Source organism: Burkholderia sp. Bp9142 (assembly GCF_003853415.1).
GTDB lineage: Bacteria > Pseudomonadota > Gammaproteobacteria > Burkholderiales > Burkholderiaceae > Burkholderia.
Genome location: NZ_QTPP01000016.1, coordinates 127,856 through 151,673, shown reverse-complemented (window position 1 = coordinate 151,673; position 23,818 = coordinate 127,856). Strand labels below are relative to the sequence as shown.

Below are 23,818 nucleotides of genomic sequence, written 5' to 3'. Positions count from 1 at the left end.
GCCGGATATAGAGACGCAGCCCATCCTGTCTGTCAGAAACGCAAGAAAGCTGTTGCAAACGGGACGCGTTCATATAGACGCAATGAAACTCATCGAAGACCTGTTCGACCTGCGCGGCAAGGTGGCCGCGATCACCGGCGGCGCGCGCGGCATCGGCGCGGAAACGGCGCGCACGCTGGCCGCGGCCGGCGCGAGCGTCGCGATTCTCGACGTGCTGTCGCAGCCGGCCGAGGCGCTCGTCGAAGAGCTTCGCGCACAGGGCGGCCAGGCCGCGTTCTGGCCGCTCGACGTGACGCACGAGGCCGACGTGGCGCGCGTGTTCGGCGAGATCGTCGCGCGCTTCGGGCGCCTCGACGTGCTCGTGAACAACGCGGGCATCGAAGGGCACAACGTGCCGACGCACGAACTCACGCTCGCGCAGTGGCAGCGCGTGCAGGACGTGAACGTCAACGGCGTGTTCCTGTGCACGCGCGCCGCGATCGCGCATCTCGAGGCGGCCGGCGGCGGCTCGATCGTGAACCTGTCGTCGATGTATGGGATCGTCGGCGGCCCCGACGTGCCGGCGTATCACGCGTCGAAGGCCGCGGTGCGGATGATGGCGAAGGTCGACGCGATGCTGTACGCGGCGAAGAACATCCGTGCGAACTCGGTGCATCCGGGCTACATCCGCACGCCGATGCTCGAGGACGCGTTCCGCCAGATGGGCCAGGATCCGGATCGCGCGTTCGAATACATGCAGACGCACGTGCCGATGGCGAAGATCGGCAGCCCGCGCGACATCGCGGCCGGCATCCTGTATCTCGTGTCGCCGGCCGGGCGCTACGTGACGGGTGCGGAGCTGGTGATCGACGGCGGCTACACCGCGCGCTGACGCGCCGCGGTGGTCGAAACGAAAACAGGAGACCGGCAGTTGAAAGCGCTCGTGGCAGTGAAGCGCGTGGTCGACGCGAACGTGAAGGTCGGCGTGAAGTCCGACCGCACCGGCGTCGACATCGCGAACGTGAAGATGTCGATGAACCCGTTCGATGAAATCGCGGTGGAGGAGGCCGTGCGCCTGAAGGAGGCCGGCGTCGTGACGGAGGTGGTGGCCGTGTCGGTCGGTGTCGCGCAGGTGCAGGAAACGCTGCGCACGGCGCTGGCGATCGGCGCGGATCGCGCGATCCTCGTCGAGTCGATCGACGGCGTCGAGTCGCTCGGTGTCGCGAAGATCCTGAAGGCGCTGGTCGACAAGGAACAGCCGCAGCTGGTGATCCTCGGCAAGCAGGCGATCGACGACGATTCGAACCAGACGGGCCAGATGCTGGCCGCGCTGGCAGGGCTGCCGCAAGCGACGTTCGCATCGAAGGTCAGGATCGCCGATGGCCGTGCCACGGTCGCACGTGAAGTCGACGGCGGCGCGGAAACGCTGTCGCTGACGCTGCCGGCGGTGGTCACGACCGACCTGCGCCTGAACGAGCCGCGCTATGTGACGCTGCCGAACATCATGAAGGCGAAGAAGAAGCCGCTGGAAACGGTGAAGCCGGAAGACCTCGGCGTGGACGTCGCGCCGCGTCTGAAAACGCTGAAGGTGGCCGAGCCGCCGAAGCGCGCGGCCGGCGTGAAGGTGCCGGACGTGAAGACGCTGGTCGAGAAGCTGAAGACCGAAGCCAAGGTGCTGTAAGAGGGAGCGGACGGACATGACGATTCTGGTAATTGCCGAGCATGACGGGGCACGCGGCGCTTCGACGATCAAGGCCGCGACGTTGAACACGGTGGCAGCGGCCGCCGAAGTCGGCAAATTCGCCGGCGGCGACATCCACGTTCTGGTCGCGGGCCATAACGCACACGCGGCAGCCGATGCGGCAGCGAAGATCGCAGGCGTGTCGAAGGTGCTGCTGGCCGACGCGCCGCAGCTTGCGGACGGTCTTGCCGAGAACGTCGAAGCGACGGTGCTGGCCATCGCTTCGAACTACTCGCATATCCTTGCGCCGGCGAGGGCGTACGGCAAGAACGTCGCGCCGCGCATCGCCGCGAGGCTGGATGTCGCGCAGATCTCGGACATCACGGCGGTGGTTTCAGCCGATACGTTCGAGCGCCCTATCTACGCGGGCAACGCGATCGCGACGGTGCAGTCGGGCGATCCGGTCAAGGTCATCACGGTGCGTGCGACGGGCTTCGATCCGGTTGCCGCGGAAGGCGGCAGCGCGTCGGTCGAGAAGATCGAAGCGGCGGCAGACGCGGGCGTGTCGCGGTTCATCAGCCGCGAGGTGACGAAGCTCGATCGCCCCGAACTCACCAGCGCGAACATCATCGTGTCGGGCGGCCGCGGCCTGGGCAGCGGCGAAAACTACACGAAGGTGCTCGAGCCGCTGGCGGACAAGCTGTCGGCAGCCCTCGGCGCCTCGCGCGCGGCAGTCGACGCGGGCTACGTGCCGAACGACTACCAGGTCGGCCAGACCGGCAAGATCGTCGCGCCGCAGCTGTACATCGCGGTCGGCATCTCGGGGGCGATCCAGCACCTGGCCGGCATGAAGGATTCGAAGGTGATCGTCGCGATCAACAAGGATCCGGAGGCGCCGATCTTCAGCGTGGCCGATTACGGCCTCGTCGGCGATCTGTTCGCGCTCGTGCCCGAAGCGGCCGCGGTGCTCTGAGCGATGCCGCTGTTCGAATTCAACGGCATGCGCCCGCGCGTCGATCCGTCCGCGTACGTTCATCCGGGCGCGGTCGTGATCGGCGACGTGACGATCGGCGCGGGCTGCTACATCGGCCCGCACGCGAGCCTGCGCGGCGATTTCGGCGCGATCGTCGTCGGCGACGGCAGCAACGTGCAGGACGGCTGCGTGCTGCACGTCGGCATCGGCGAGACGTGCCGGCTCGGCGTGAACAGCCACGTCGGCCACGGTGCGATCGTGCACGGCGCGACGCTCGAGCCGGACACGATGATCGGGATGAACGCGGTCGTGATGGACGGCGCGACGATCGGCGCGACCACGATCGTCGCCGCGTGCGCGTTCGTGAAGGCCGGTTACGACGTGCCGCGCGGCGTGCTGCTCGCGGGCGTGCCCGGGCGCGTGGTACGGCGGCTGAGCGACGCGGAGATCGAGGCGAAGGCGAACGGCACGCGGGTCTATCAGCAACTCGCGGTGGATTGCCTGAAGACGCTCCGGCAGATCGACGGCGCGTAAGCGACGCGCGTCGTCGTTCAGGCCGCGGATGCTTGCCGGCGACAAGACCGTCGTGCGTTAGCGCGAATACCGCAAACGCGTGCGCGACGAGCGCCGCGCGGAGCCGCGCCGAAAGCGCGATGCCACGGGTTTTCTCGGGGTTTGTGCGGATGGCGATTCGCCGTCGTGCATGCCGGTCGTGACGTTCGCGCGGGATCGATTGCCTGATGCGGCGTCGTTGTCTTAAGATCGGCGTCAGACCATCCCACCGCCTCAGGCGCCGAATGAAAACGACTATACGCCTGCGCGTCGCCATCATCGCTTCGGCTTTCGCCGTCTATCACGTATTCATGCACGCCCAGTGGGTCGCCAGCGGTTGTATCGAGTTTCACGGCGGCCGGCATTGCAGCTTCGAGAACAGCGCGAATTTCGAGGGAATGATGGACGTCGATCTGCTGCTGACCTGCGCGTGGGTCGCGGGCGCCGTGATGGCGTGGTTCGCCGTCGCACGCGCGCCGAAGAAGCCCGGTTAGCCGCGCCCGCGCCGCGCAGCCGCCTATTGCGTGCGCACCGGCGCGGGCCGATCGTGCAGGAACGCGAGCGACAGCGCCGCGAGACCGCAGCTCGCGATGAGCATCAGCAACGCGCCCTTGCCGGCGTGCACCATCACCCAGCCGCCGACCGACGGAAAGCCGAACGTGCCGATGAAATACGACGCGACGAACCACGTGAGCACGCCATGCTGTTGCGTATGCGCGCAATCGTTGAGCGCCTGCGCCAGTATCACCGGATACACGAGCCCGTAGCCGGCGCCGAGCAGCACGGCCGCGACCGACTGGAGCGACGCGTGCGCGGCCGCGCCGAACATCGCGAGCGCGCCGAGCAGCATCGTCACGAGCAACGCCTTCGTCGCGGTTTCGGGGCGCGCCGTCCGGACCCATCTCCCGAGCAGCCAGCGCGCGCTCACCACCGTCATCGTATAAAGACTGAAGAATGTGCCGGGGCGCGCCTGCGTGTCTTGCATGAGCGACATCTGGAACGTCATCAGGCCGGAGAACACGCAGGTGCCGAGTGCGATCATCGCGATCGGCGCGGCCGCGCGCGTGCGCGAGATGGCGCGGAGGTCGCGCACCCAGCGGCCGCCGGATGCGGCGGCGGGCGGGCGCGGATTCAGGCGGCCGAACGCCTCCAGCAGCAGCGACGCGAGTGCGCACAGGGCGCCGACCGCGTAAAGCGTGTCGTCGATCGACCAGTGGAGCAGCCGCATCGCATACGCCGCAAACGCCGGGGACGCGCCGATCCCCGTCATCTGGAACGTCGCCGATCGAAAGAACCATGTGCCGCGTTCGGCGCCGTTGGTCCGCTCGGCCAGCGACATCGGCGCGGCCAGGTGGAACGCGCCCCAGCCGAAGCCGACCAGGAAGCCGGACAGCAAGTCGGCGGACGGGGCGCGCCCGACGAGTGCGAAGCCGACGATGCCGGCGCCGATGCTCAGCGACGACAGCGCGGCGATCCGTGCGGCGCCGATCTGCTGCGAGAACCAGCCGACCACCGACAGGCCGGCGAAGGTGCCGACCGTCGCGGCGGCCAGTGCCGCGCCGGTATCGAGGTCGCTGCCGCCGATCGCGCGAAAGCGCATCGACAACAGGAAGGTGGCGCCGTAGCCGCCCGCGGTGAGCAGGGTGCCGACGAGAAAGAGCAACGCACTTTGAACGCGCATGACAGCCATCCGGGGCGGCGGCGACGGTCGGGGAAAATCGTCGATTGCAAGACAGTATGGACCAGGACCCATGCGGGATGCCCGCATTCGTGAGGACGCGGCCGCGCTGTCGGCGTTCGTCGGACAGGGCTCGGGCACGAACGATCGATCACGCCGCTTCGCGTCGCGCGGACCGCTTTTTTCCCGGCGCAAGCGGCGCCTCGCGCGCACTTTGCTTTCCCCGGTGCCGTGCACTAGATTCGAAACATTCAGTGCCACCGACCGTGAGAGGTGAAACCATGACGCCGTGGGAGATTCAGGGAACCGAGCTGATGAACTGCAATTGCTCATACGGTTGTCCCTGCCAGTTCAATTCGTTGCCGACGCATGGCAGTTGCGAGGCGATGGGTGCGATTTCGATCGACAGCGGTCACTACGGCGACGTGGTGCTCGACGGCGTCCGGATCGCGGTCGTGTTCCAGTGGCCCGGGCCGATTCACGAAGGCCACGGCCGGTGTCAGCCGATCGTCGACGAGCGGGCCAGTCCCGCGCAGTGCGAGGCCGTGCTGAAGATCATGACCGGTCAGGATACCGATCCATTCGCGACGATGTTCGCGGTGTTCGCGTCGACGCTCGAGCAGGCATACGAGCCGATCTTCGCGAAGATCGATTTCGACGTCGATGTCGATGCGCGGCGCGGCCGGATCAGTGTCGAGGGCGTGTTCGACGTCGTCGGCGAACCGATCCGCAATCAGGTGACGGGCGCCGAACATCGCGTACGGATCGACCTGCCGCACGGCTTCGAATACGAGATTGCCGAGATCGGTTCGGGCACCGGCCGCTCGCGCGGCCACATCGAGCTGGATCTCGAGCGGAGCTATGCGCAGTTCGCGCGGCTGCATCTGAACAATCACGGGCTGATCCGGCATCGCGCCGCGGCATGATTCCGGTCGGCGATTTTCTTGGGCGCGAGCGCGTCGTCACGCTGCTCGGCATGGCCGCGCTCGTCTGCGCGTGCTGGGCCTACCTGTGGACGGGCGCCGGCACCGGCATGTCGGCGCTGGACATGACGGCGGTCGCGCTGTTCCCGCATCGGCTGGCCGACGACATGGGCGCCATGGATCCGTCACTGGCGACCGTGATCCTGATGTGGTGGGTGATGATGATCGCGATGATGACACCCGGCGCGGCGCCGCTCGTGCTGCTGTACCGGCGCGTGCTGCGGCATCACGATCGGGCGGGTGCCGGATCGGCACTCACGTCGACGTGCCTGCTGGCCGGCTATCTGGCATCGTGGTTCGCGTTCTCGGTCGCCGCGGCCGTGCTGCAGACGCTGCTGCAGCCTGCCGGCCTGATCTCCGGAATGATGCTGTGGTCGAAGAGCGCCGTGCTGTCCGCGATCGTCCTCGCGCTGGCCGGCGTCTATCAGTTCTCGCCGCTGAAACAGGCGTGCCTGCGGCAATGCCGGTCGCCGGTCCCGTTCCTGACGACGTACTGGCGCCCGGGAATCACGGGCAGCTTCCTGCTCGGCGTGCGCCACGGCGCGTATTGCGTGGGCTGTTGCTGGCTGCTGATGGCGTTGCTGTTCGTCGGCGGCGTGATGAACGTCGTGTGGATCGTCGCGTTGTCGCTGATCGTGCTGGTCGAGAAGGTGCTGCCCGGCGGCGAGTACGTCGGCCGCGCGTTGGGTGTCGTGCTGATCGCGTGGGCCGTCGCGACGTTGCTGGTGTAGCGCGGCGCATTCGTCATCCGCCGCGCCCGTGAGTATCTCGATGAAGATCCGATGCATCGCCGTCGCCGTCCTTGGTGCGATGACCGTCGTTGCGACGCCGGTGCGCGCGGCGGGCAGCATGTCCGACATGAAGATGCCGGCGCCGGACGCGGCGCTGACCGATGCCGAAGTCAAGCGGATCGATGCCGCGCACGGCATGGTGATGCTGAAGCACGGTGCGCTCGAGAGCGTCGGGATGGCGCCGATGACGATGGCGTTCAAGGCTGGCGACCCGACGATGATCGCGTCGCTGCACGTGGGCGACAAGGTCAGGGTGCGGGTCGAGCGCGTGGACGGCACGCTCACGATCGTGAAGCTCGTGAAACGGCCGTGACGTACGTGCGGCCGGCATGGCCGTGATGGCCCTTCCGTCACGCGGCCCGCGGAAGCAGGGCACCTGACGATGAATACGCCAACGGCAGTGCCACGCTAACCGGCCTCGTCACCGGAAATGTCGTCGGGCTGCGCGAAATTCAATTCGACGCCATTGCCGGCCGGATCAGTGAAAAAGAGCTGGAGCTGGCTCGTGACGGGCACGTACCTGCGCGCGTACCGGACCTGCGCGTCGGCGAGACGCCGTTCCATGTCGACAGCGTTCGCGCATGAAAACGCCATATGGTCGAACGTATTGACGACGTGCGCTGGCCGCACCTCGCCCGGCCGCGCTTCCGACAGGTGGAGGATCGCCTGCGTCCCCGCGTAGAGCCAGTAGCCGCTGCTCTGGAACGGCGGCCGATAGCCCAGCTCGAGGCCCACGACGTTCACGTAGAAATCGCGCAGCGTATCGAGCGTCGCCCGATCCGCGCGCAGGTTGTAATGATTGAGTCCGATCACTGTCATGGCAGATTGTCCGGTTCCTGCAAGGTGCGCGTTGCATAGCATCGCGCACTGCATGGCATCCTGTCACCCCCGAATGCCTTTGACCGGCGCAGCCGGCCGCGCGAGCCCACGCGCCGGCAGCGGCGTCGACATCACGATCGACGTGCGCGTTTCGCCATACAGGTTGATGCGCTCGATCAGTTGCTCGAGGTGCGCCATGCTGACGGCGACGAACCGCATCACGTACGAATCCGCACCGGTCACGTGATGGCACTCGACCACTTCGGGAATCGTCTCCAGCAGCTTCAGGAATTTCGCCTTCGCCGGCTGCGGCACCGTGATGCCGATCAGCGCGCTCACCGGGTAGCCGGCCGCGGCCGGATTGACCCGCGCCGTGTAGCCGTCGATCACGCCGGCCGATTCGAGACGCTTCACGCGTTCCGTCACCGCCGGCACCGACAGATGAACCTGGCGCGCCAGTTCCGTGTAGCTGATGCGGCCGTTGGCCTGCAGCAGCACGAGTATCTTCCAGTCGAGTTCGTCCATTGCGGCGGAGTTTTTAAGGTGAAGCGCTCATTTTTCCTTAAAAACCGCCTTCAGCGGCGACCGGACTTTCCCTACGATGACGTTTCGAGCCACGGGATGTCGCGAGGAGCCGGCCATGCTGTTCATCAAGTCCGTCGTGATGGGATTGTCGATCGCGGTGCCGGTCGGCCCGATCGGCATGCTGTGCATCCAGCGCAGCCTGAGCCGCGGCTTTCGTGCGGGATTCGCGACGGGCATCGGCGCCGCGTGCGCCGATGCGATCTACGGGCTGCTCGGCGCGCTGGGCGTCGCCGGCATCGTCACCACGTTTCCGATGCTGACCGTCGTGCTGAAAATCGGCGGCGGTGCGTTCCTCGTGTGGCTGGCCTGGTCCATCGCGCGGCAGGCGCCGGCCGCGTCGGCGGCACCACGCGATTTGCCGCGCACGACCGTGCTGCGCGATTTCCTGACGACGTTCGGCCTGACGCTGTCGAACCCGATGACGATCCTGTCGTTCGTCGGAATCTTCGCGGCGCTCGGCCCGCTGGCGGGCACGCATGACGACGCGATGGGGCCGACCGTCGCGCTGATGGTCGCCGGCGTGTTCCTGGGTTCCGCGGCATGGTGGCTGTGCCTGAGCAGCACGACCGCCGCGTTGCGCACGAAGATGTCGCTGACGCTCATGCACGGGCTGTCGCGCGTGTCGGCCGTCGTGATCGCGGCGTTCGGCGCGATCCAGTTGATTGCGGGCGTGCGCGTCGTCGTCTGGTCCTGACGCGAGCCGCGACATCGACACCCGCGACCGCGGGCGCCGATGCACCGACCGTCCTGGTCAGAACGTATAGCTGACCTTGCCGAACGCGGTGCGGCCGAGCGTGTTGTAGCCGTATGCGGTCATGGTCTGACGGTCGAACAGGTTCGACAGCGACGCCGACACCGTCAGGTGCGCATTGATCCTGTACGACGCGCGCAGGTTCACGGTCAGGGTCGACGGCAGATATGTCGTGTTGGCCGGGTCGTCGAACGTCGTGCCGCCATAGCTCACCGTTGCACCCGTGCTCAGCGCGTGCAGGTGCAGTTCGTCCCACGTGTGGTCGACGTTCACGCTGACGGTCTGGCGCGGCCGGCGGTTGAGCCAGCTGTCGTTGGTCTCGTCCTGCGGATTCAGGATGCCGACCGCGATGCTCACCGGCGTCGAGCGGCCGATCGTGCCCTTGTACGACAGGTCGATGCCGCGGATATGCGCGCGGCCGATGTTCATCGGCGAGAACGTCGCGGGGTTGTACGCGATCAGGTTGCTGACGCGGGTGTCGTAGATCGCGGCGCTGAACGTGCCGTACGCCGTGTTCGCGTCGAGCGCGGCCTCGACCGAATCGCTGCGCTCCGGGCTCAGGTCCGGATTGCCGTAACCGGGGTAGTACAGGTCGTTGAACGTCGGCAGGCGGAACGCATTGCCGTACGACACGCGCGCCGTATACACCGGCGTGATTGCCCACGACAGCGCGGCGTTGCCGGTGTTCACGGCTTTCCCCGCGATGATCTCGTGACGGCCCGCGACGAACATCGTCACGTTGCCGAGCGTGGCCGACTGATGTAGCGAGAACGCGGAATCGTTGCGCGTCGGCACGCCGTCCGGCACGTCGAGCGGCAGGAACGCCTGTTCGCGCGTGAAGTCGTACGCGATCTTCGTCTCGCCCGACAGCGGCACGCCGAACAGGTGGAAGCCGTGCGCCTGATGCGTCAGCGACGTCGACGCGCTGATGCGCTGCGAGTTGATCTGGTCGGTCGGGATGGCCGGGTCGCTCGCGTACAGGAACTGGCGGTCGTTCGCATAACCGACCGACTGGTCGAACTGCGTGTCGGGCGTGATGTCGAGATGGAACGCGACGCCGGTCGTCAGCTGATGATCGAGCTCGCGGTTCGCAAAGCCGGCGTTGTCGTAGGACAGGTCGGAGCGGTGGTACAGCACGAACGTCGAGATCGACCAGTTGTCGCGCGCATAGCCGAGGCGTGCATCGAGGTCCTGCGCGTGATACGGATTGCGGCCGTCCTCGTGGTACGGCAACACGGGCCGCGTCGCGTCGATGCCGGCCGTGTTGTACGCGTGCAGGCCGAGCGAATAGGTGAGACCGCCGAGCGCGGCGAGCGGCCCGGTCGACGGCACGGTGCCCGACGTGCGCAGCTGCGTGTCGAAGGTCTTGTTCGAGCCGCCGCCGAACGACACGGTCGTCTGGTTCGGCTGGCCGGCGGCGCGGCGCGTGAACAACTGCACGACGCCGCCCATCGCGTTCGCGCCGAATGACGCGGCAGCCGGCCCCGAGATCACTTCGACGCGCTCGAATGCTTCGGTCGGCAGGTCGGCCCACGGCGCGATGCCGGTGGTCGGCGAGCCGATCCGGATGCCGTCGATGAACACCGCGACCTGGCTGGCCGACGAGCCGCGGATGCTGACCGATGCGGACGAGCCGGGGCCGCCGTTCTGCGAGACGGTGACGCCCGGCAGCGTCGCGAGCGCCTGCGTGATGCTCGGGTCGCTCGGCGACAGCCGGTCGAGATCGGCGCGCGTGAGCACCTGCGTCGACGCGTAGCGCTGGTCGAACGATTCGGGCAGGTGCCGCGTGTCGGTCACGGTGATCGTCGGCAGGGCGGTGCCGTCCGCGGGCTGCGGCGGCTGCGCGAGCACCGTGTCGCCGGCGGCATGGGCGATCGGGGAGAGCAGCGCCGTGGCGGCGGACGTGGCGAGAAGGTGGCGAAGTTTCATGCGGCAGCGGGCGTGATCGCGCGCGGACGCGCCGCGCATGCCGGCGACGCAGCGGCGCGACGCTTCCGGCGTGGAAGCGGATACGGAAATGATGGACATCTGAAGGGTCCTGAGGTCGGGCCGTCCATGCAACGGGGCGACCGCCAAAGGCGGTGCTGGCGCATCGGGACACCCCGCCCGGTGCGGCTGCTTGGACCTCGGGTCGATGGCAGGTCTCCTGGCTCGCGGGTCGTCATTCGCGCCGGCCTTCCCGGTTTCCCAGTGGCGCGCGGTGGCGCGGATTCGCCGCTTACAGTTGCGGGGGCAGCCGCAGATTCGAGGCACTGCCTCTCCTGCGTTCCCTTTTGATCCCGTTCCCGGGAACCATCAGCGCGCAAGCGTAATGGCGAGCACTCAGGCGCGTCAATTACCGGGGTGCGCAGGGATGCGGAAAAACGTCATTGTCCGGTGAATACTTTCCCAAGCCTTTCTTTTCGAGGCGCCCGAACCGCGTTTCATGTCTGATGAAACGGGATCTCGGCGACGCCGCAATCGTGCCGGAACCGGCTTGGCGCGATGCCCGTCCATCGCACGAACGCCCGCCGAAACGCTTCCTCGCCGCCGAACCCGAGATGCGCGGCGATCCGTGCGACCGGCCAGTCCGACTCGCGCAGGCAGCGCCGCGCGACGTCGGCAAGGCACCGCTCGCGCAACACGTGATAGCCGCTGCCTTCGGCCGTCAGCCGCCGCCGCAACGTCGCTTCGCTGACGCCGAGCCATGTCGCCACCTCGGCAAGCGCGGGCAGCGCCTGCTCGCGTGCGAGCGCCGCATCGAGAAAGCCGCGCACCTGCTGCGCCCATGACACGACGGCCGGCGCCGCATCGATCAGGCGAAACGGAAAATCGACGAGGAACGCGGCGAGCTCGCCCGGCTGGCGGATCACGCGGGCATCGAGCCGCGTCGCGTCGAACGCGAAGCCGTAGGTTTTGCGGCCGACGTCGACCGGCGCGTTGAACAGGCCGAGCAGCGGTATCGCGTCGTCGCGGCGCGGATGGGCGAGCCAGACTTCGTCCGGCCGCAGCGGCTGCCCGATCAGCCAGCCGAACAGCTGCAGGTAGCAGAACAGCCCCGTCAGGTCGACGAGGCATGCGGCCGGGCTGCGCGTGCGGCGCAGCGAATCCATCCGGAACGTCGCGCGAGCGTCGCGTACCGCGAGCGACAGCCTGCCGGCGCGCGGCGTCAGCATCTCGCAGAACTCGGCCGCGCAGCGGATCGCGTCGGCGAGCGTCGCGCAACTGAGCAGGCAGCGGCACATCAGGTCGACTTCCTGCTTGCGCATCGGCGGATGGCCGTCGCCGCGCGCGATCTGCGCTTCCAGCCGCTCGATCGCGTCGCGATACAGCGCGACGAAGCCGCCGGGCGTCGTCGCTGCCGTCGCTGCCGTTGCGGTCGTTGCGTCCGGCGTCGCGCGCGGTGCCGCCGGCGGCGCGCCGCTGCGCGTCAGTTCGTCGAGCAGGCGGGCGCCGAGGCCCGGCAGCACGCGGCCGCGTGTCGGTAATGCGCGCTGTTTCATATGTCTCCCGATCCGAGCGTTGCGACAGGGGCTGGTGAGCGGGCCTGTAGGGGTTCGCCGACCGTCGCCACGCAAGAATGCTATCCACGCCGGCTGCTTCCGGCCTCGCCGGAACGGCGTAGGCGGCCGGTTTCACTTCCCGCCGCGAACCATCCGAGACGACCCGCGAATGATCCAGATCGTAGACGAAATCATCCTCGCGCCCGAGCGCATTCCCGACGTGCTGGCGCTGCTGCGCGACCGCTATGTGCCGGGCCACGCGGCGCGCGGACTGACGGCGGTCGGCCGCTGGGTGTCGCCGCCCGTCGCGGTGCCGGGGCAACCGTGCACGCTGTGGCTGGCGTGGCAGGTCGCCGACGCGCCGTCGTACTACCGGATGCGCGCGCGGACCGATGGCGACGTGGTCGCGTTCTGGATGGCCGTCGACGCGCAGTGCGACGCACGCCGCCGGCATGTGATGACGGATGCCGATGCGCCGCTGCCCGCGCTGGCGGAGGTCGACCATGCGGCATGACACGGCCCAGGTATGCGTGTCGGCGACCGACGATGCCGGCGCATGCGAATGCGCATTGCGCGCCGCCGCGCATGCGCTGCCCGGCGCGACCCGCGTGGCGCTCGCGCGCAATCTCGACGGCTGCTGGGGAGCGGGCGATTACACGCTCGACGTGCTGCGCGACGAACGGGCGACCGACCAGGCGACGGACTTCACCGCGCTGGCCCGCGTGCCGGGCGTCGTGCGGATCGACGGTGCCGCGTGCCGCGCGATCGGCGGCGGCTTGCGCGAACCGGCGCTGCGCGACGGTATATGGCGCACGCTGATGCTGCGCGTGCGGCCAGAGGCTGCCGAAGCACAGGTGCGTGACCTCGAGCGCGAACTGCTGCGCATGCCCGCGTTCATGCCCGGCATCCGCAACTGGCGCCTGAGCCGGATCGTGACGCCGGGCGCGTGGACCCACGCGTGGCAGCAGGAATTCGCGCGCGTCGACGATCTGCTCGGCGAATACCTGCTGCATCCGTATCACTGGGGCTGGGTCGACCGCCGCTTCGACGCCGAAAGCCCCGACTGGACGGTCGATGCGATCTCGCACGCGTTCTGTCCGCTCGCGTCGAGCCTGCTGGCCGACACGGCGGCGTGACGCGCGGCGCGCATGCGACCCGCCGCAATGCAAACGACAACCCTGGAGACACCACCATGCGAGCCTTGCTGATCGACCGCGTCGGTCATTCCGACGCGCTGCGACTGGCCGACGTTCCCGCACCGAAGCCGGGCCCCGGCGACGTGCTGATCCGCGTCGCCTGCGCGGGTGTCAATCCCGCCGACTGGAAATGCCGCGAAGGCTACCTCGGCGCGTTCATGCAGTACACGTTTCCGTTCGTGATCGGTTTCGATGCGGCGGGCGTCGTCGAAGCGGTCGGCGACGGCGTCGAAGGTTTCGCGCCCGGCATGCGCGTGTTCGCGCAGACCGACGTCGGCGCGGGGCGCTGGGGCGCGTATGCGGAATTCGTCGCGGTGCGTCACGACTCGGTCGTGCGCTTGCCCGATGCGGTGAGCTTCGCGGAGGCGGCCGCCACGCCGACGCCCGCGCTGGCCGCGTGGGCCGGCCTGTTCGACGACGGCGGGCTGCGTGCGGGGCAGACCGTGCTCGTGCACGGCGGCGCGGGCGCGGTCGGCACGTTCGCGATCCAGCTTGCCGCACAGGCCGGCGCGCGCGTCGCGGCGACGTGTTCGGCGCGCAACCGCGACACGGTCGAATCGTTGGGTGCGGACGCCAGCATCGACTATCGCGCGCAGGACATCGCCGCAGCGGTGCGCGCATGGGCGCCGGGCGGTGTCGACCTCGTGCTCGATGCGGTCGGCGGTGAAACGCTGCCCAACCCGCTCGACCTGCTCGCGCCGGGCGGCACGCTCGTCAACATCATGACGCTCGTGGCCGGCGATGCGGAGCGGCTTGCCGCGACGGCCGGCGAAGCCGCGCGGCGAGGCGTGCGCACCGCGATGACGTACAGCCGGATGCCGAGCGGCAACATGCTCGCATCGATCGCCGAACGGCTCGGACGGCGTGCGTTGCGCGTGCCGCGCTTCGACATTTTTGCGCTCGAACAGGCCGCCCGGGCGCTCGATCTCGTTCAAACGGGCGAGGCGAAAACCAAGCTCGTGCTGCACGTTGCGGATATCGCGGGCTGAACGGCCCGAACTCAAATATCAATGGAGACATGATGACCGACACCCGAACCCGGATCCTGGCCGGCAAATGCGCGCTCGTGACCGGCGCGAGCCGCGGCATCGGCCGCGCGATCGCGCAGCGCCTCGCGTCCGAAGGCGCGACCGTCGTCGTGACGGCGCGCAGCCTCACGCAATCGGCGACGACCGCCGGCACGCTTGCCGACACGGTCGCGCTGATCGAACAGGCCGGCGGCCGAGCGATCGCGCTCGCGGCCGACCTGTCGAACCCGGCCGAGCGCGATGCGCTCGTCGCGCGCGCGGCCCAGGCGGCCGGCGGCCTCGACATCCTCGTGAACAATGCGGGCGTGGCCGACTACGCATGTGTCGACGCGATGCCGATGGCGATGTTCGACACGACGATCGAGCACTATCTGCGCATCCCGTTCGCGCTGAGCCAGGCCGCGATTCCGCTGATGCGCGCGCGCGGCGCCGGCTGGATCGTGAACGTCGGCTCGGTCACCGCGCTCGCGCCGCTGCGGCCGTTCGACGATTTCTCGCGCGCCGGCGGCGCGACCGTCTATGCGGCGGCCAAGGCCGCGCTGTCGCGCTTTACGCAAGGGCTCGCGGCCGAGCTCGAAGCCGACGGCATCGCCGTGAACCTGGTCGCGCCGAGCACCGCGATCCGCACGCCGGGCGCGGCACGTTATATCCCGGAAGGCTATCCGACCGAGGATGTCGCGTATCTCGCGGAAACCGCGCTCGCACTGTGCAGCCTGCCGGCGCGCGAGCGCACGGGCCTCGTCACGCACAGCCTGCATTTCCCGCTGTCGCAGGGGCTCGCGGTGCGCTCGCTCGACGGCCGCACGCCGTTGCCGCCGCCCGTGATTCCCGCGTATGCGCATCCCCGCGTCGACCCGACAGGACACTGACATGACGAATTCGATTCGCTTCGACGGCGGCACCGCCGTGATCACCGGCGCGGCCAGCGGCATCGGCAGCGGGCTCGCACGCCACGCGGCCGCGCTCGGCATGCGCATCGTGCTGGCCGACCTCGACGGGGCGAAGCTCGGCGCGTTCGCCGCGACGCTCGACACCGACGTGCTGTGCGTGCCGACCGACGTCAGCCGCCCGGACGCCGTCGACGCGCTGGCCGACGCCGCGTGGCAGCGCTTCGGCGGCGTCGACCTGCTGTTCAACAACGCGGGCGTGATGGCGACCGGCTTCAGCTGGGAAATCACGCCGGAACGGTTCGAGCGCAGTTTCGCGATCAACGTGCACGGCGTGATGAACGGGATCCGCAGCTTCGTGCCGCGGATGCTCGAACGCAACGTGCCGGCGCGCATCGTCAATACGGCGTCGGTCGGCGGGTTCCTGCCGAGTCCGTTGATGTCGCCTTACTCGGCGACGAAATTCGCGGTGGTCGCGCTGACCGAATCGCTGTACGGCGAGCTGAAGATGCTCGGCGCGCCGGTCGGCGTGTCGCTGCTCGCGCCGGGCCCGGTGCAGACGGGCATCTTCAACGACCCGTTCGGCGCCGCGCACGACCGGCCCGAGGTGCAGGGCTTCGTCGAGACGATGCGCGCGATGCTGAACGCGCACGGGCTCACGCCCGACGCATTCGCCGCGCGGGTGTTCGACGGCATTCGCGACGGGCGCTACTGGCTGATTCCGCAACCGGAGACGATCGACGGCGCGCTGCAGCGGCGCACCGCGGACATCCTCGCCGCACGCGATCCGTCGCTGCCGTCGTCGTGATGCCGTGATGCGGGCCGGTCGACCGACGCGGCCGGCTCACGCGGCGTTACATATGCGTGCCGTGGTGCGTGCGGCCGCTCGGGTCGCCGCCGCGATCGGGCGGCGTATTGTTCTGATCGATCTTGGCGAGCACGAAGCCGGCGTGCGGCGGTGCGGCGGGCGAACGGCGGGCGGCCTGCGCGACCGGGTCGTGCGGCGACGTGGCGGGAAACCCGGATGACGTCACGCCCGGTTGAGCGAACGCCGAGAGGGATGCTGCCGCGAGGGCGGCGGCGACGATCGCGTGCGTGTTCATGGTGACTCCTTCTTCACGACTGACTGCGGGGAAACGTAATCAGTCTAGGGCGCGAAACTTAACGCGCCGTGAAGGAGCGGCGGCGCGTGGATGACAGGATGTTCATGATCGTCACCCGCGCGCCGCGACGCTCATGCGGAGGCGGACACCAGCGCGCAGAAGTGCTCGAGATCGACGTTGCCGCCGCTGATCACGATGCCGACGCGCTTGGCCTTCAGTTCGTCCTTCATCCGGCGCGCGGCCGCGAACGACAGGCAGCCGGTCGGCTCGACGACAATCTTCATACGGGTCGCGAAGAAGCGCATGCAGTCGACCAGTTCCGCGTCGGTCGCGGTCAGGATGTCGTCGACGTCGCGCCGCAGGATCGGGAAGGTCAGGTTGCCGAGGTGCTGCGTCTGCGCGCCGTCGGCGATCGTGCGCGGCGTATCGATATGGACGATCGACCCGGACCGGAACGATTGCTGGCCGTCGTTGCCGGCTTCCGGCTCGACGCCGTACAGCTTCGCGTGCGGCGACAGCGCGCGCGTCGCGAGCGCCGTGCCCGACAGCAGGCCGCCGCCGCCGAGCGGCGTGAACACGGCGTCGAGCGGCCCGACTTCGTCGAACAGCTCCTTCGCCGCCGTGCCCTGGCCCGCGATCACGTCCGCATGGTCGTACGGCGGAACCAGCGTGAGCCCGTGCTTCTCCGCGAGTTCGCGGCCGATCTGCTCGCGGTCCTCGGTATAGCGGTCGTAGGTCACGACGTTGCCGCCGTAGCCGCGCGTCGCGGCCATCTTCGCGGCCGGCGCGTCCTGCGGCATCACGATCGTCGCCGGGATCCCGAGGATGCGCGCCGACAGCGCGATCGCCTGCGCGTGGTTGCCGGACGAGAACGCGACGACGCCGTTGCGGCGCTGCGTCGCGTCGAAGCGCGACAGCGCGTTGAACGCGCCGCGGAACTTGAACGCGCCCATGCGCTGCAGGTTCTCGCACTTGAAGAACACCTGCGCGCCGAGCGCTTCGTCGATCGTCCGCGACGTCATCACGGGCGTGCGGTGGGCGTGGCCTTCGAGCCGTGCCGCGGCGGCCGCGACGTCGTCGTAGGTGGGGAGGGTCGGAGTGGTCATGAGTCGCTCGTCGGAAGAGTCAGTCAACAGGTCGGCAGGGCACGCCGCCGGCGCGCGTCCGCCTCACGGATCATTTCGCATCGTTGTATACGGTCGCGCGCGACACGCCGAGGTGCTGCGACACGATTTCCATCGCGCGGCGCACCTCGAGGAAGCCGTCCGCCTTCAGCATCTGCATCAGCTCGCGGCGCTGGTCGGTCTTCAGCTCGCGCGGCGTGGTCGCGAGGCGCGTCGCGAATGCATCGATGCGCTGCCGGATCGCGTCCGCGCCGGCCGGGTCGAGCGTTTCGGCGACCGGCGCGCCCTCGGTGCTGCAGAACTGGTTCAGCATCCCCTGGAAGCCGCGGAACAGCGTGACGTCCGCGTTCAGGCACAGCGCGGCCACGTAGCGGCCGCTCGAATCCTTGATGCCGATCGACGTGCTTTTCGCGGTGCGGCCGTCGGCGAAGCGGTTCGCGTAGTTCGCGAGCACCTGCGGGAAGTCGTCGTCCTCGATGCGGGCGAGCCCGAGTTCGGTCGCCGGATCGCCGATCGCGCGGCCCGACAGGTTGTTGTGGATCGCGAGGATCGCGTGCTCCGGCGTGCGCAGGTCGTGCACGACGACCTCGGTGAACGGCGCGAACATCGCGCCGAGTCCTTCGGCGATGCGCAGCACCTGCTCGATCAGCGACGCCTGTTCGGACTGCAGCGTCTGGCGGGGCGGGGTCATGCGTTTGCCTGGAGTGCAGGGGCGTCGGCCGTTTCCGGCCGCGTGATGTCGGCCAGCAGCGGGCGGGTGATCCGCACGTAGTCGGACGCGTCGAGCACGACCGACCGATCGAGGCGGCCCGCGTTGAATGCGATCTCGTCGTTCAGTTCGATCAGCGCGGGATCGACGACGAGCGTCACGTTCGCGTCGAACACGAACGGCGGCACGGCACCCATCACGCAGCGCGTGACCGTGGCCGCGAGTTCGGGCGGCGCGAGCGTCGCCTTGCGGCGGCCGAGCGCGTCGGCGACCTTGCGGAAATCGATCTTCAGGTGGCCGGGGATCACCGCGAGCGCGGTGGTGTCGCCACCGTCCTTGAACGTGCAGAGCATCGCCTTCGCGCCCTGCTCGGGACGCGTGCCGCGAATCGCGGCGATCACGTCGGATTTGCCTTCGGCCGGGTGATCCAGCACGCGGAACCGCGCGCCGGAAGTATTCAGCAGCGCGCACAGCGCGTCGAAAACGGGGTAGTCGCTCATGTCGGTGCGGGCAGGAGGGGGCGCGTCGCAGCACGCGGGGACGGCGCCTTTCGCTGTGCCGTCGATGAATTGTCCAAGTATAGACGTTTTGTCATGTGTGTGGCAAAAGCCCGCGAATCATGGATCGCGATGTTTGTCCGCCCACCAATTGCCGAAAGGCCGTTTCATATCGCGGGATGCTCGCCGAATTTCCGCCCCGCGGTCTTTCCGCCGCTTGAAAACCGGTTTTGCATCGCAAAAACACGCGTCTATCTCATTGAAAAACAACAGAAATTTATATCTTATGTCTTATATAAGACTGCGTCGAAAGCGCGTCGACCGGCGTTACTATTGAGTCCATGCAGTTCGCTTCGTCACACGGAGCGGGCAGGCTGAACCCTTTACTCAAATGCGCTTCGTTCCCAGGAGATTGACATGTCCCAATATCAAGACGACATCAAGGCAGTGGCTGGCTTGAAGGAAAACCACGGCAGCGCGTGGAATGCCATCAGTCCCGAGTATGCCGCCCGCATGCGTGCCCAGAACAAGTTCAAGACGGGCCTGGACATCGCGAAGTACACCGCGAAGATCATGCGCGCCGACATGGCCGCGTACGATGCCGATCCGGCCAAGTACACGCAGTCGCTGGGTTGCTGGCACGGCTTCATCGGCCAGCAGAAGATGATCTCCATCAAGAAGCACTTCAACAGCACCGAACGCCGTTACCTGTACCTGTCGGGCTGGATGGTCGCCGCGCTGCGCTCGGAGTTCGGCCCGCTGCCGGACCAGTCGATGCACGAAAAGACCTCGGTCAGCGCGCTGATCCGCGAGCTGTACACGTTCCTGCGCCAGGCCGATGCGCGTGAGCTCGGCGGCCTGTTCCGCCAGCTCGACGCCGCCGAAGGCGCTGCGAAAGCCGCGATCCAGGAAAAGATCGACAACCACGTGACGCACGTCGTGCCGATCATCGCCGACATCGACGCCGGTTTCGGCAACGCGGAAGCGACCTACCTGCTGGCCAAGCAGTTCATCGAAGCGGGCGCATGCTGCATCCAGATCGAGAACCAGGTGTCCGACGAGAAGCAGTGCGGCCACCAGGACGGCAAGGTCACCGTGCCGCACGAGGACTTCCTCGCGAAGATCCGCGCGATCCGCTACGCGTTCCTGGAACTGGGCGTGGACGACGGCATCATCGTCGCCCGTACCGACTCGCTCGGCGCCGGCCTGACCAAGCAGATCGCCGTGACCAGCACGCCGGGCGACCTGGGCGACCAGTACAACGCGTTCCTCGACTGCGAGGAACTGTCGGCCGACCAGCTGGGCAACGGTGACGTCATCATCAAGCGCGACGGCAAGCTGCTGCGTCCGAAGCGCCTGCCGAGCAACCTGTTCCAGTTCCGCGCCGGCTCGGGCGAGGCACGTTGCGTGCTCGATTGCATCACGTCGCTGCAGAACGGCGCCGACCTGCTGTGGATCGAAACCGAAAAGCCGCACATCGCGCAGATCGGCGGCATGGTCAGCGAAATCCGCAAGGTCATCCCGAACGCGAAGCTGGTGTACAACAACAGCCCGTCGTTCAACTGGACGCTGAACTTCCGTCAGCAGGCGTACGACGCGATGAAGGCAGCGGGCAAGGACGTGTCGGCATACGACCGTGCGCAGCTGATGAGCGTCGAGTACGACGAGACGGAACTGGCCAAGCTCGCCGACGAGAAGATCCGTACGTTCCAGGCCGATGCATCGCGTGAAGCAGGCATCTTCCATCACCTGATCACGCTGCCGACGTATCACACGGCTGCGCTGTCGACCGACAACCTCGCGAAGGAATACTTCGGCGACCAGGGCATGCTCGGTTACGTGGCCGGCGTGCAGCGCAAGGAAATCCGCCAGGGCATCGCGTGCGTCAAGCACCAGAACATGTCCGGCTCGGATATCGGCGACGACCACAAGGAATACTTCAGCGGCGACGCAGCGCTGAAGGCGGCGGGCAAGGACAACACGATGAACCAGTTCTGAGCACCGTCGCAATCGAAGCAGAACGCCAACCCGTTACGGGTTGGCGTTTTTTTATTTATCCGCGCGATCGCCGCGCGTTATCCACGCACCGCCTTCACGACGTACTGGCTCGTCGGCACCACGTCGATCTTGTCGAAATCGATGAAGCGTCCGCAGCTGTCCATCATCTCGGCGACGTTGCGCTGGAATTTCCCGTCATCACCGACCGCATCGAAGAACGCATGCGGATCGGTCATCGCCGCGGCCGGGAAGCACTCCTCGACAATCGCGTCGTAGCCGGGCGCCGCATGCGTGAGCGCGCGCACGACCACGTTCTGCACGTACAGGAAATTGTCCTGCGTATCGATCGCGACGCGCGTGTGATGGCCGTGCCACACGTCGAGCCACGCTTCGCGCGTGAGACGCGGCGGGCGCTTCAGGAACGCGAGCTGCGAGAAGCCGCTCGTGCGCTCGCCGGGGCGCGCCGGAAAGCGCGTGTTCGGAATCGGCTGCGACTCGGTGACGAGATACGCGGCCATGTGCGGGACGACCGCACGCACCGCGTCGTCGAACGGCTGGCGGAACATCGCGTTCGCGCTGTCGATCCATACCGCGACGATCCCGTCGATGCCCGGGTGCGTGTTGGTCTGCTTCAGGCCGGCGGCCGGTGCGACATCGGCATCGGCGACGTTGACCTGCACGCCGTGCGCGCCGAGCGACAGCAGCTGGTCGGCGAGCTGCGCGCGCACGCCGCGGCTCCACGGCTCGGGCGCGGCCTGCGCATCGCGCCACAACACGTAAATGACTTTTTCCATTGCTCCAGCTCCAGGGGGAATGACAGGATCGGCGGCACCGCCGCCGGGTTTCAGGCAGCGCTGACGGCCGAACCGGTCGAGTCGGTGGAATGGGCCGCGTCATGCGCGCCCGGTGCGAAGCGGTTCGCGGTCAGCGTGAACGACGGCGGAATCGGCGACGTGACGGTTTCGAACAGCCGCTCGTGGCGCGTCGCGTGAATGCGCCACACGCCGTCGCGCTTCACGTACTGGTCGTCGTAGAACGCGGCGCCGTGCAGCAGGTAGTCGTCCTCGAGATTGATCGCGTGATCCTCGAGAAACCACACGCCGCATGCGTGATCGGCGGACACCAGCGTGAGCTCGGGGTGATGGCCGTGGTGCATCGTCAGGAAGGTCGGCTTGCCGATCAGCTCGCGCAGGCTCGACACGAATGCGTCGCGGCCGTCGTACGCATAGCGGCCGCCGTACAAACGCGCTTCGCAGTCCTCGGTCAGGCATTGCGCGAGCAGCGACCAGTCGTGCGTGTCGACCGCGCGGAAATACCGGTATTTCAGCTGGCGGATCTGCTCGTATTCGTGGAGCGTGCGGGTCGTCTCGTCCATCGCCATATCTCGTGGTGGTGTCGTCCGATGGTAGGAACGAAGCCGCCTGCGTCACATCGTCTGTTCGGACGAACGCCGCAACCGCTGCGTTCACGTCCGTCGATACGGATCGTCGAGTTCATCCAAACAGGTGATGGCCGGCATCTCGTGCGCCTGTAACGTGGCGTCGACGCGGCTTCGATCCGCGCACACGAGATCAAGGAGACGGCATGACCCCGATCGAACGAATGGAAGTGCGCGTGCGCAGGCTCGAGGACGCCGACGCGATCCGCCGCCTGAAGGCCCGCTACTTCACGTGCTGCGACCGGAAGGACCCGCAGGGAATGCGCGACTGCTTCGCACCCGGCACCGTGCACATCGACTACGGCCGGATCGGCACGTTCGACCACCGCGACGCGCTCGTCGACGTGTTCGAGCGGCTCGGCTGCCACCCGCACATCGTCGAGATGCACCACGGCGTGAATCCCGACATCACCGTGCTCGACGACACGCATGCGCACGGCACGTGGGGCCTGCATTACCAGATGCTCGACACCCGCGCGCACACGCTCACGCAGCTCGGCGCGACCTATGACGACGAATACCGGAAGGTGGACGGCGAATGGAAGATCGCGGCCACGCGCTGCGTCGTCACGTCGACGCTGTCCGCCCGCTACGACTGCGATGCGCCGGGCGTGCTGTTCGCCGGCGCGCAGCCGCCTGCCGCGTGAGGGCGCGTACCACCCGCGTCGATTGAGAACACCCCCAGGAGACATCGAACATGACACAGAACCACGAGGCACCGGTCGCCGTCGTGACGGGCGCGTCGCGCGGCGCGGGCAAGGGTATCGCGCGCGCGCTCGGCGCGGCCGGCATGACCGTCTACGTGACGGGCCGCTCGCAGCACGAAGGCGACGCACCGCTGCCCGGCACGATCCACGAGACCGCGCGCGAGATCGACGCGCTCGGTGGCCGCGGGATCGCGGTCGCGTGCGACCACGCGGACGACGCCCAGGTGCAGGCGCTGTTCGAGCGCGTCGAGCGTGAAAGCGGGCGGCTCGACCTCCTCGTCAACAACGCGACCTGCCTGCACGACCAGCTGATCCTGCCGGGCCCGTTCTGGGAGAAGTCGCTCGAGCTCGTGAACATCCTCGACGTCGGGCTGCGCTCCGCGTACGTCGCGAGCTGGCATGCGGCGCCGCTGATGGCGAAGCGCCGCAGCGGGCTGATCGCGTTCACGTCGTCGTTCGGCGCGAGCTGCTACATGCACGGTGCCGCGTACGGCGCGCAGAAGTCCGGCGTCGACAAGTTCGCGAAGGACATGGCCGTCGACCTGAAGCCGTTCGACGTCGCGGCCGTGTCGATCTGGATGGGGCCGCTGCGCACCGAGCGCACGACGCGCGTGTGGGAAGAACATCCGGACCTGTACAAGGAATTCTCGCTCGTCGCCGAAAGCCCGGAATTCACCGGCCGCGTGATCCAGGCGATCCACGCAGATCCGCGGCGCATGGCGTTGTCCGGGCAGGTGCTGGTCGGCGCGGAAGCCGCGCTGCGGTACGGCATCGCGGATCTCGACGGCAAGCAACCGCCGTCGTATCGCGAATTGCTCGGCGGGCCCGTGCAGGCCCATCCGGCGATCGTCGCCTGA

General features: G+C 67.9%; 28 protein-coding genes and 1 riboswitch. Of the genes, 17 read left to right on the top strand and 11 right to left on the bottom strand.

Annotation, left to right across the window (positions count from 1 at the left end):
• Window positions 1-82 precede the first annotated feature (82 nt).
• The 5 genes from DIE22_RS19565 to DIE22_RS19545 all read left to right on the top strand — a co-directional run bounded on the left by DIE22_RS19565 (window position 83) and on the right by DIE22_RS19545 (window position 3,679).
• Window positions 83-871 carry an SDR family NAD(P)-dependent oxidoreductase gene (locus DIE22_RS19565; protein WP_124605921.1) on the top strand — a complete coding sequence of 263 codons (789 nt, stop codon included), beginning with the start codon at window positions 83-85 and terminating at the stop codon, window positions 869-871.
• A 39-nt stretch (window positions 872-910) separates the two neighbouring features.
• Entirely contained in the window at window positions 911-1,660 is a 750-nt protein-coding gene (locus DIE22_RS19560) for an electron transfer flavoprotein subunit beta/FixA family protein (RefSeq protein WP_124605920.1), read from the top strand.
• A gap of 16 nt (window positions 1,661-1,676) precedes the next feature.
• Window positions 1,677-2,633 carry an electron transfer flavoprotein subunit alpha/FixB family protein gene (locus tag DIE22_RS19555; protein WP_124605919.1) on the top strand — a complete coding sequence of 319 codons (957 nt, stop codon included), beginning with the start codon at window positions 1,677-1,679 and terminating at the stop codon, window positions 2,631-2,633.
• Window positions 2,634-2,636: 3 nt separating this feature from the next.
• A complete protein-coding gene (locus DIE22_RS19550) occupies window positions 2,637-3,167 on the top strand; it encodes a transferase hexapeptide repeat family protein (protein WP_124496163.1) in 531 nt (176 codons plus the stop codon).
• A 263-nt stretch (window positions 3,168-3,430) separates the two neighbouring features.
• On the top strand, window positions 3,431-3,679 hold the full coding sequence (locus DIE22_RS19545; protein WP_124496159.1) for a hypothetical protein: 249 nt from the start codon (window positions 3,431-3,433) through the stop codon (window positions 3,677-3,679).
• Between the two features lie 23 nt (window positions 3,680-3,702).
• On the opposite strand, the gene DIE22_RS19540 is transcribed toward DIE22_RS19545, so the two are convergent.
• Window positions 3,703-4,866, bottom strand: coding sequence for an MFS transporter (locus DIE22_RS19540; protein WP_124496157.1), 1,164 nt, complete (start codon window positions 4,864-4,866; stop codon window positions 3,703-3,705).
• 278 nt (window positions 4,867-5,144) lie between these two features.
• On the opposite strand from DIE22_RS19540, the gene DIE22_RS19535 reads away from it, so the two are divergent.
• The 3 genes from DIE22_RS19535 to DIE22_RS19525 are packed head-to-tail and all read left to right on the top strand — an operon-like array spanning window position 5,145 to window position 6,950.
• Window positions 5,145-5,789, top strand: coding sequence for a DUF1326 domain-containing protein (locus tag DIE22_RS19535; protein ID WP_124496155.1), 645 nt, complete (start codon window positions 5,145-5,147; stop codon window positions 5,787-5,789).
• A complete protein-coding gene (locus DIE22_RS19530) occupies window positions 5,786-6,577 on the top strand; it encodes a DUF2182 domain-containing protein (protein WP_124496153.1) in 792 nt (263 codons plus the stop codon). The genes DIE22_RS19535 and DIE22_RS19530 overlap by 4 nt, the downstream gene beginning before the upstream one ends.
• 40 nt (window positions 6,578-6,617) lie before the next feature.
• Window positions 6,618-6,950 carry a copper-binding protein gene (locus DIE22_RS19525; RefSeq protein WP_124605918.1) on the top strand — a complete coding sequence of 111 codons (333 nt, stop codon included), beginning with the start codon at window positions 6,618-6,620 and terminating at the stop codon, window positions 6,948-6,950.
• Between the two features lie 95 nt (window positions 6,951-7,045).
• Here DIE22_RS19525 and DIE22_RS19520 read toward each other — a convergent pair whose 3' ends face one another.
• Both DIE22_RS19520 and DIE22_RS19515 read right to left on the bottom strand, forming a co-directional pair.
• Window positions 7,046-7,456, bottom strand: a complete 411-nt coding sequence (locus tag DIE22_RS19520; RefSeq protein ID WP_124496149.1) for a VOC family protein — start codon at window positions 7,454-7,456, stop codon at window positions 7,046-7,048.
• Window positions 7,457-7,519: 63 nt separating this feature from the next.
• Window positions 7,520-7,981 carry an Lrp/AsnC family transcriptional regulator gene (locus tag DIE22_RS19515; RefSeq protein WP_124605917.1) on the bottom strand — a complete coding sequence of 154 codons (462 nt, stop codon included), beginning with the start codon at window positions 7,979-7,981 and terminating at the stop codon, window positions 7,520-7,522.
• Window positions 7,982-8,096: 115 nt separating this feature from the next.
• On the opposite strand from DIE22_RS19515, the gene DIE22_RS19510 reads away from it, so the two are divergent.
• Window positions 8,097-8,735, top strand: a complete 639-nt coding sequence (locus DIE22_RS19510; RefSeq protein WP_124605916.1) for a LysE family translocator — start codon at window positions 8,097-8,099, stop codon at window positions 8,733-8,735.
• 57 nt (window positions 8,736-8,792) lie between these two features.
• On the opposite strand, the gene DIE22_RS19505 is transcribed toward DIE22_RS19510, so the two are convergent.
• Together DIE22_RS19505 and DIE22_RS19500 are read right to left on the bottom strand one after the other, a co-directional pair.
• Window positions 8,793-10,721, bottom strand: a complete 1,929-nt coding sequence (locus DIE22_RS19505; protein ID WP_124605924.1) for a TonB-dependent receptor domain-containing protein — start codon at window positions 10,719-10,721, stop codon at window positions 8,793-8,795.
• A gap of 189 nt (window positions 10,722-10,910) precedes the next feature.
• Window positions 10,911-11,104: riboswitch (cobalamin riboswitch) on the bottom strand.
• A 111-nt stretch (window positions 11,105-11,215) separates the two neighbouring features.
• Entirely contained in the window at window positions 11,216-12,274 is a 1,059-nt protein-coding gene (locus DIE22_RS19500) for an AraC family transcriptional regulator (RefSeq protein WP_124605915.1), read from the bottom strand.
• A 169-nt stretch (window positions 12,275-12,443) separates the two neighbouring features.
• Between DIE22_RS19500 and DIE22_RS19495 the strand changes: the two genes are divergently transcribed.
• From DIE22_RS19495 to DIE22_RS19475, 5 genes are read left to right on the top strand one after another with little or no spacing between them, the layout of a single operon-like run.
• A complete protein-coding gene (locus DIE22_RS19495; RefSeq protein ID WP_124605914.1) occupies window positions 12,444-12,788 on the top strand; it encodes a hypothetical protein in 345 nt (114 codons plus the stop codon).
• Complete coding sequence (locus DIE22_RS19490) at window positions 12,778-13,410, top strand: Dabb family protein (protein WP_124605913.1); 633 nt, start codon at window positions 12,778-12,780, stop codon at window positions 13,408-13,410. The genes DIE22_RS19495 and DIE22_RS19490 overlap by 11 nt, the downstream gene beginning before the upstream one ends.
• A gap of 56 nt (window positions 13,411-13,466) precedes the next feature.
• A complete protein-coding gene (locus tag DIE22_RS19485; RefSeq protein ID WP_124605912.1) occupies window positions 13,467-14,459 on the top strand; it encodes an NADP-dependent oxidoreductase in 993 nt (330 codons plus the stop codon).
• 32 nt (window positions 14,460-14,491) lie between these two features.
• Window positions 14,492-15,367: an SDR family NAD(P)-dependent oxidoreductase gene (locus tag DIE22_RS19480; protein WP_124496131.1), complete on the top strand. Its 876-nt coding sequence runs from the start codon at window positions 14,492-14,494 to the stop codon at window positions 15,365-15,367.
• Between the two features lies 1 nt (window position 15,368).
• Window positions 15,369-16,193: an SDR family NAD(P)-dependent oxidoreductase gene (locus tag DIE22_RS19475; RefSeq protein WP_124605911.1), complete on the top strand. Its 825-nt coding sequence runs from the start codon at window positions 15,369-15,371 to the stop codon at window positions 16,191-16,193.
• A 46-nt stretch (window positions 16,194-16,239) separates the two neighbouring features.
• Here the strand turns inward: DIE22_RS19475 and DIE22_RS19470 are convergent, their stop codons facing one another.
• The 4 genes from DIE22_RS19470 to DIE22_RS19455 form a co-directional block, all read right to left on the bottom strand.
• On the bottom strand, window positions 16,240-16,488 hold the full coding sequence (locus DIE22_RS19470) for a hypothetical protein (protein ID WP_124605910.1): 249 nt from the start codon (window positions 16,486-16,488) through the stop codon (window positions 16,240-16,242).
• Window positions 16,489-16,619: 131 nt separating this feature from the next.
• Window positions 16,620-17,594 carry a threo-3-hydroxy-L-aspartate ammonia-lyase gene (locus DIE22_RS19465; protein ID WP_124496125.1) on the bottom strand — a complete coding sequence of 325 codons (975 nt, stop codon included), beginning with the start codon at window positions 17,592-17,594 and terminating at the stop codon, window positions 16,620-16,622.
• A 70-nt stretch (window positions 17,595-17,664) separates the two neighbouring features.
• Window positions 17,665-18,303: a transcriptional regulator gene (locus DIE22_RS19460; protein ID WP_124496123.1), complete on the bottom strand. Its 639-nt coding sequence runs from the start codon at window positions 18,301-18,303 to the stop codon at window positions 17,665-17,667.
• Window positions 18,300-18,821 carry a YbaK/prolyl-tRNA synthetase associated domain-containing protein gene (locus DIE22_RS19455; protein ID WP_124496121.1) on the bottom strand — a complete coding sequence of 174 codons (522 nt, stop codon included), beginning with the start codon at window positions 18,819-18,821 and terminating at the stop codon, window positions 18,300-18,302. The genes DIE22_RS19460 and DIE22_RS19455 overlap by 4 nt, the downstream gene beginning before the upstream one ends.
• Before the next feature lie 414 nt (window positions 18,822-19,235).
• On the opposite strand from DIE22_RS19455, the gene DIE22_RS19450 reads away from it, so the two are divergent.
• Entirely contained in the window at window positions 19,236-20,816 is a 1,581-nt protein-coding gene (locus DIE22_RS19450) for an isocitrate lyase (RefSeq protein WP_124496119.1), read from the top strand.
• Window positions 20,817-20,893: 77 nt separating this feature from the next.
• Here the strand turns inward: DIE22_RS19450 and DIE22_RS19445 are convergent, their stop codons facing one another.
• On the bottom strand, window positions 20,894-21,610 hold the full coding sequence (locus tag DIE22_RS19445; protein ID WP_124496117.1) for an EthD domain-containing protein: 717 nt from the start codon (window positions 21,608-21,610) through the stop codon (window positions 20,894-20,896).
• A gap of 50 nt (window positions 21,611-21,660) precedes the next feature.
• Window positions 21,661-22,191 (bottom strand): nuclear transport factor 2 family protein, encoded by a 531-nt coding sequence (locus DIE22_RS19440; protein ID WP_124496115.1) that lies wholly within the window; start codon window positions 22,189-22,191, stop codon window positions 21,661-21,663.
• A 209-nt stretch (window positions 22,192-22,400) separates the two neighbouring features.
• Here DIE22_RS19440 and DIE22_RS19435 point away from each other — a divergent pair, with 209 nt between their 5' ends.
• Window positions 22,401-22,901: a nuclear transport factor 2 family protein gene (locus DIE22_RS19435; RefSeq protein ID WP_124605909.1), complete on the top strand. Its 501-nt coding sequence runs from the start codon at window positions 22,401-22,403 to the stop codon at window positions 22,899-22,901.
• Window positions 22,902-22,951: 50 nt separating this feature from the next.
• Window positions 22,952-23,818: an SDR family NAD(P)-dependent oxidoreductase gene (locus DIE22_RS19430; protein WP_124605908.1), complete on the top strand. Its 867-nt coding sequence runs from the start codon at window positions 22,952-22,954 to the stop codon at window positions 23,816-23,818.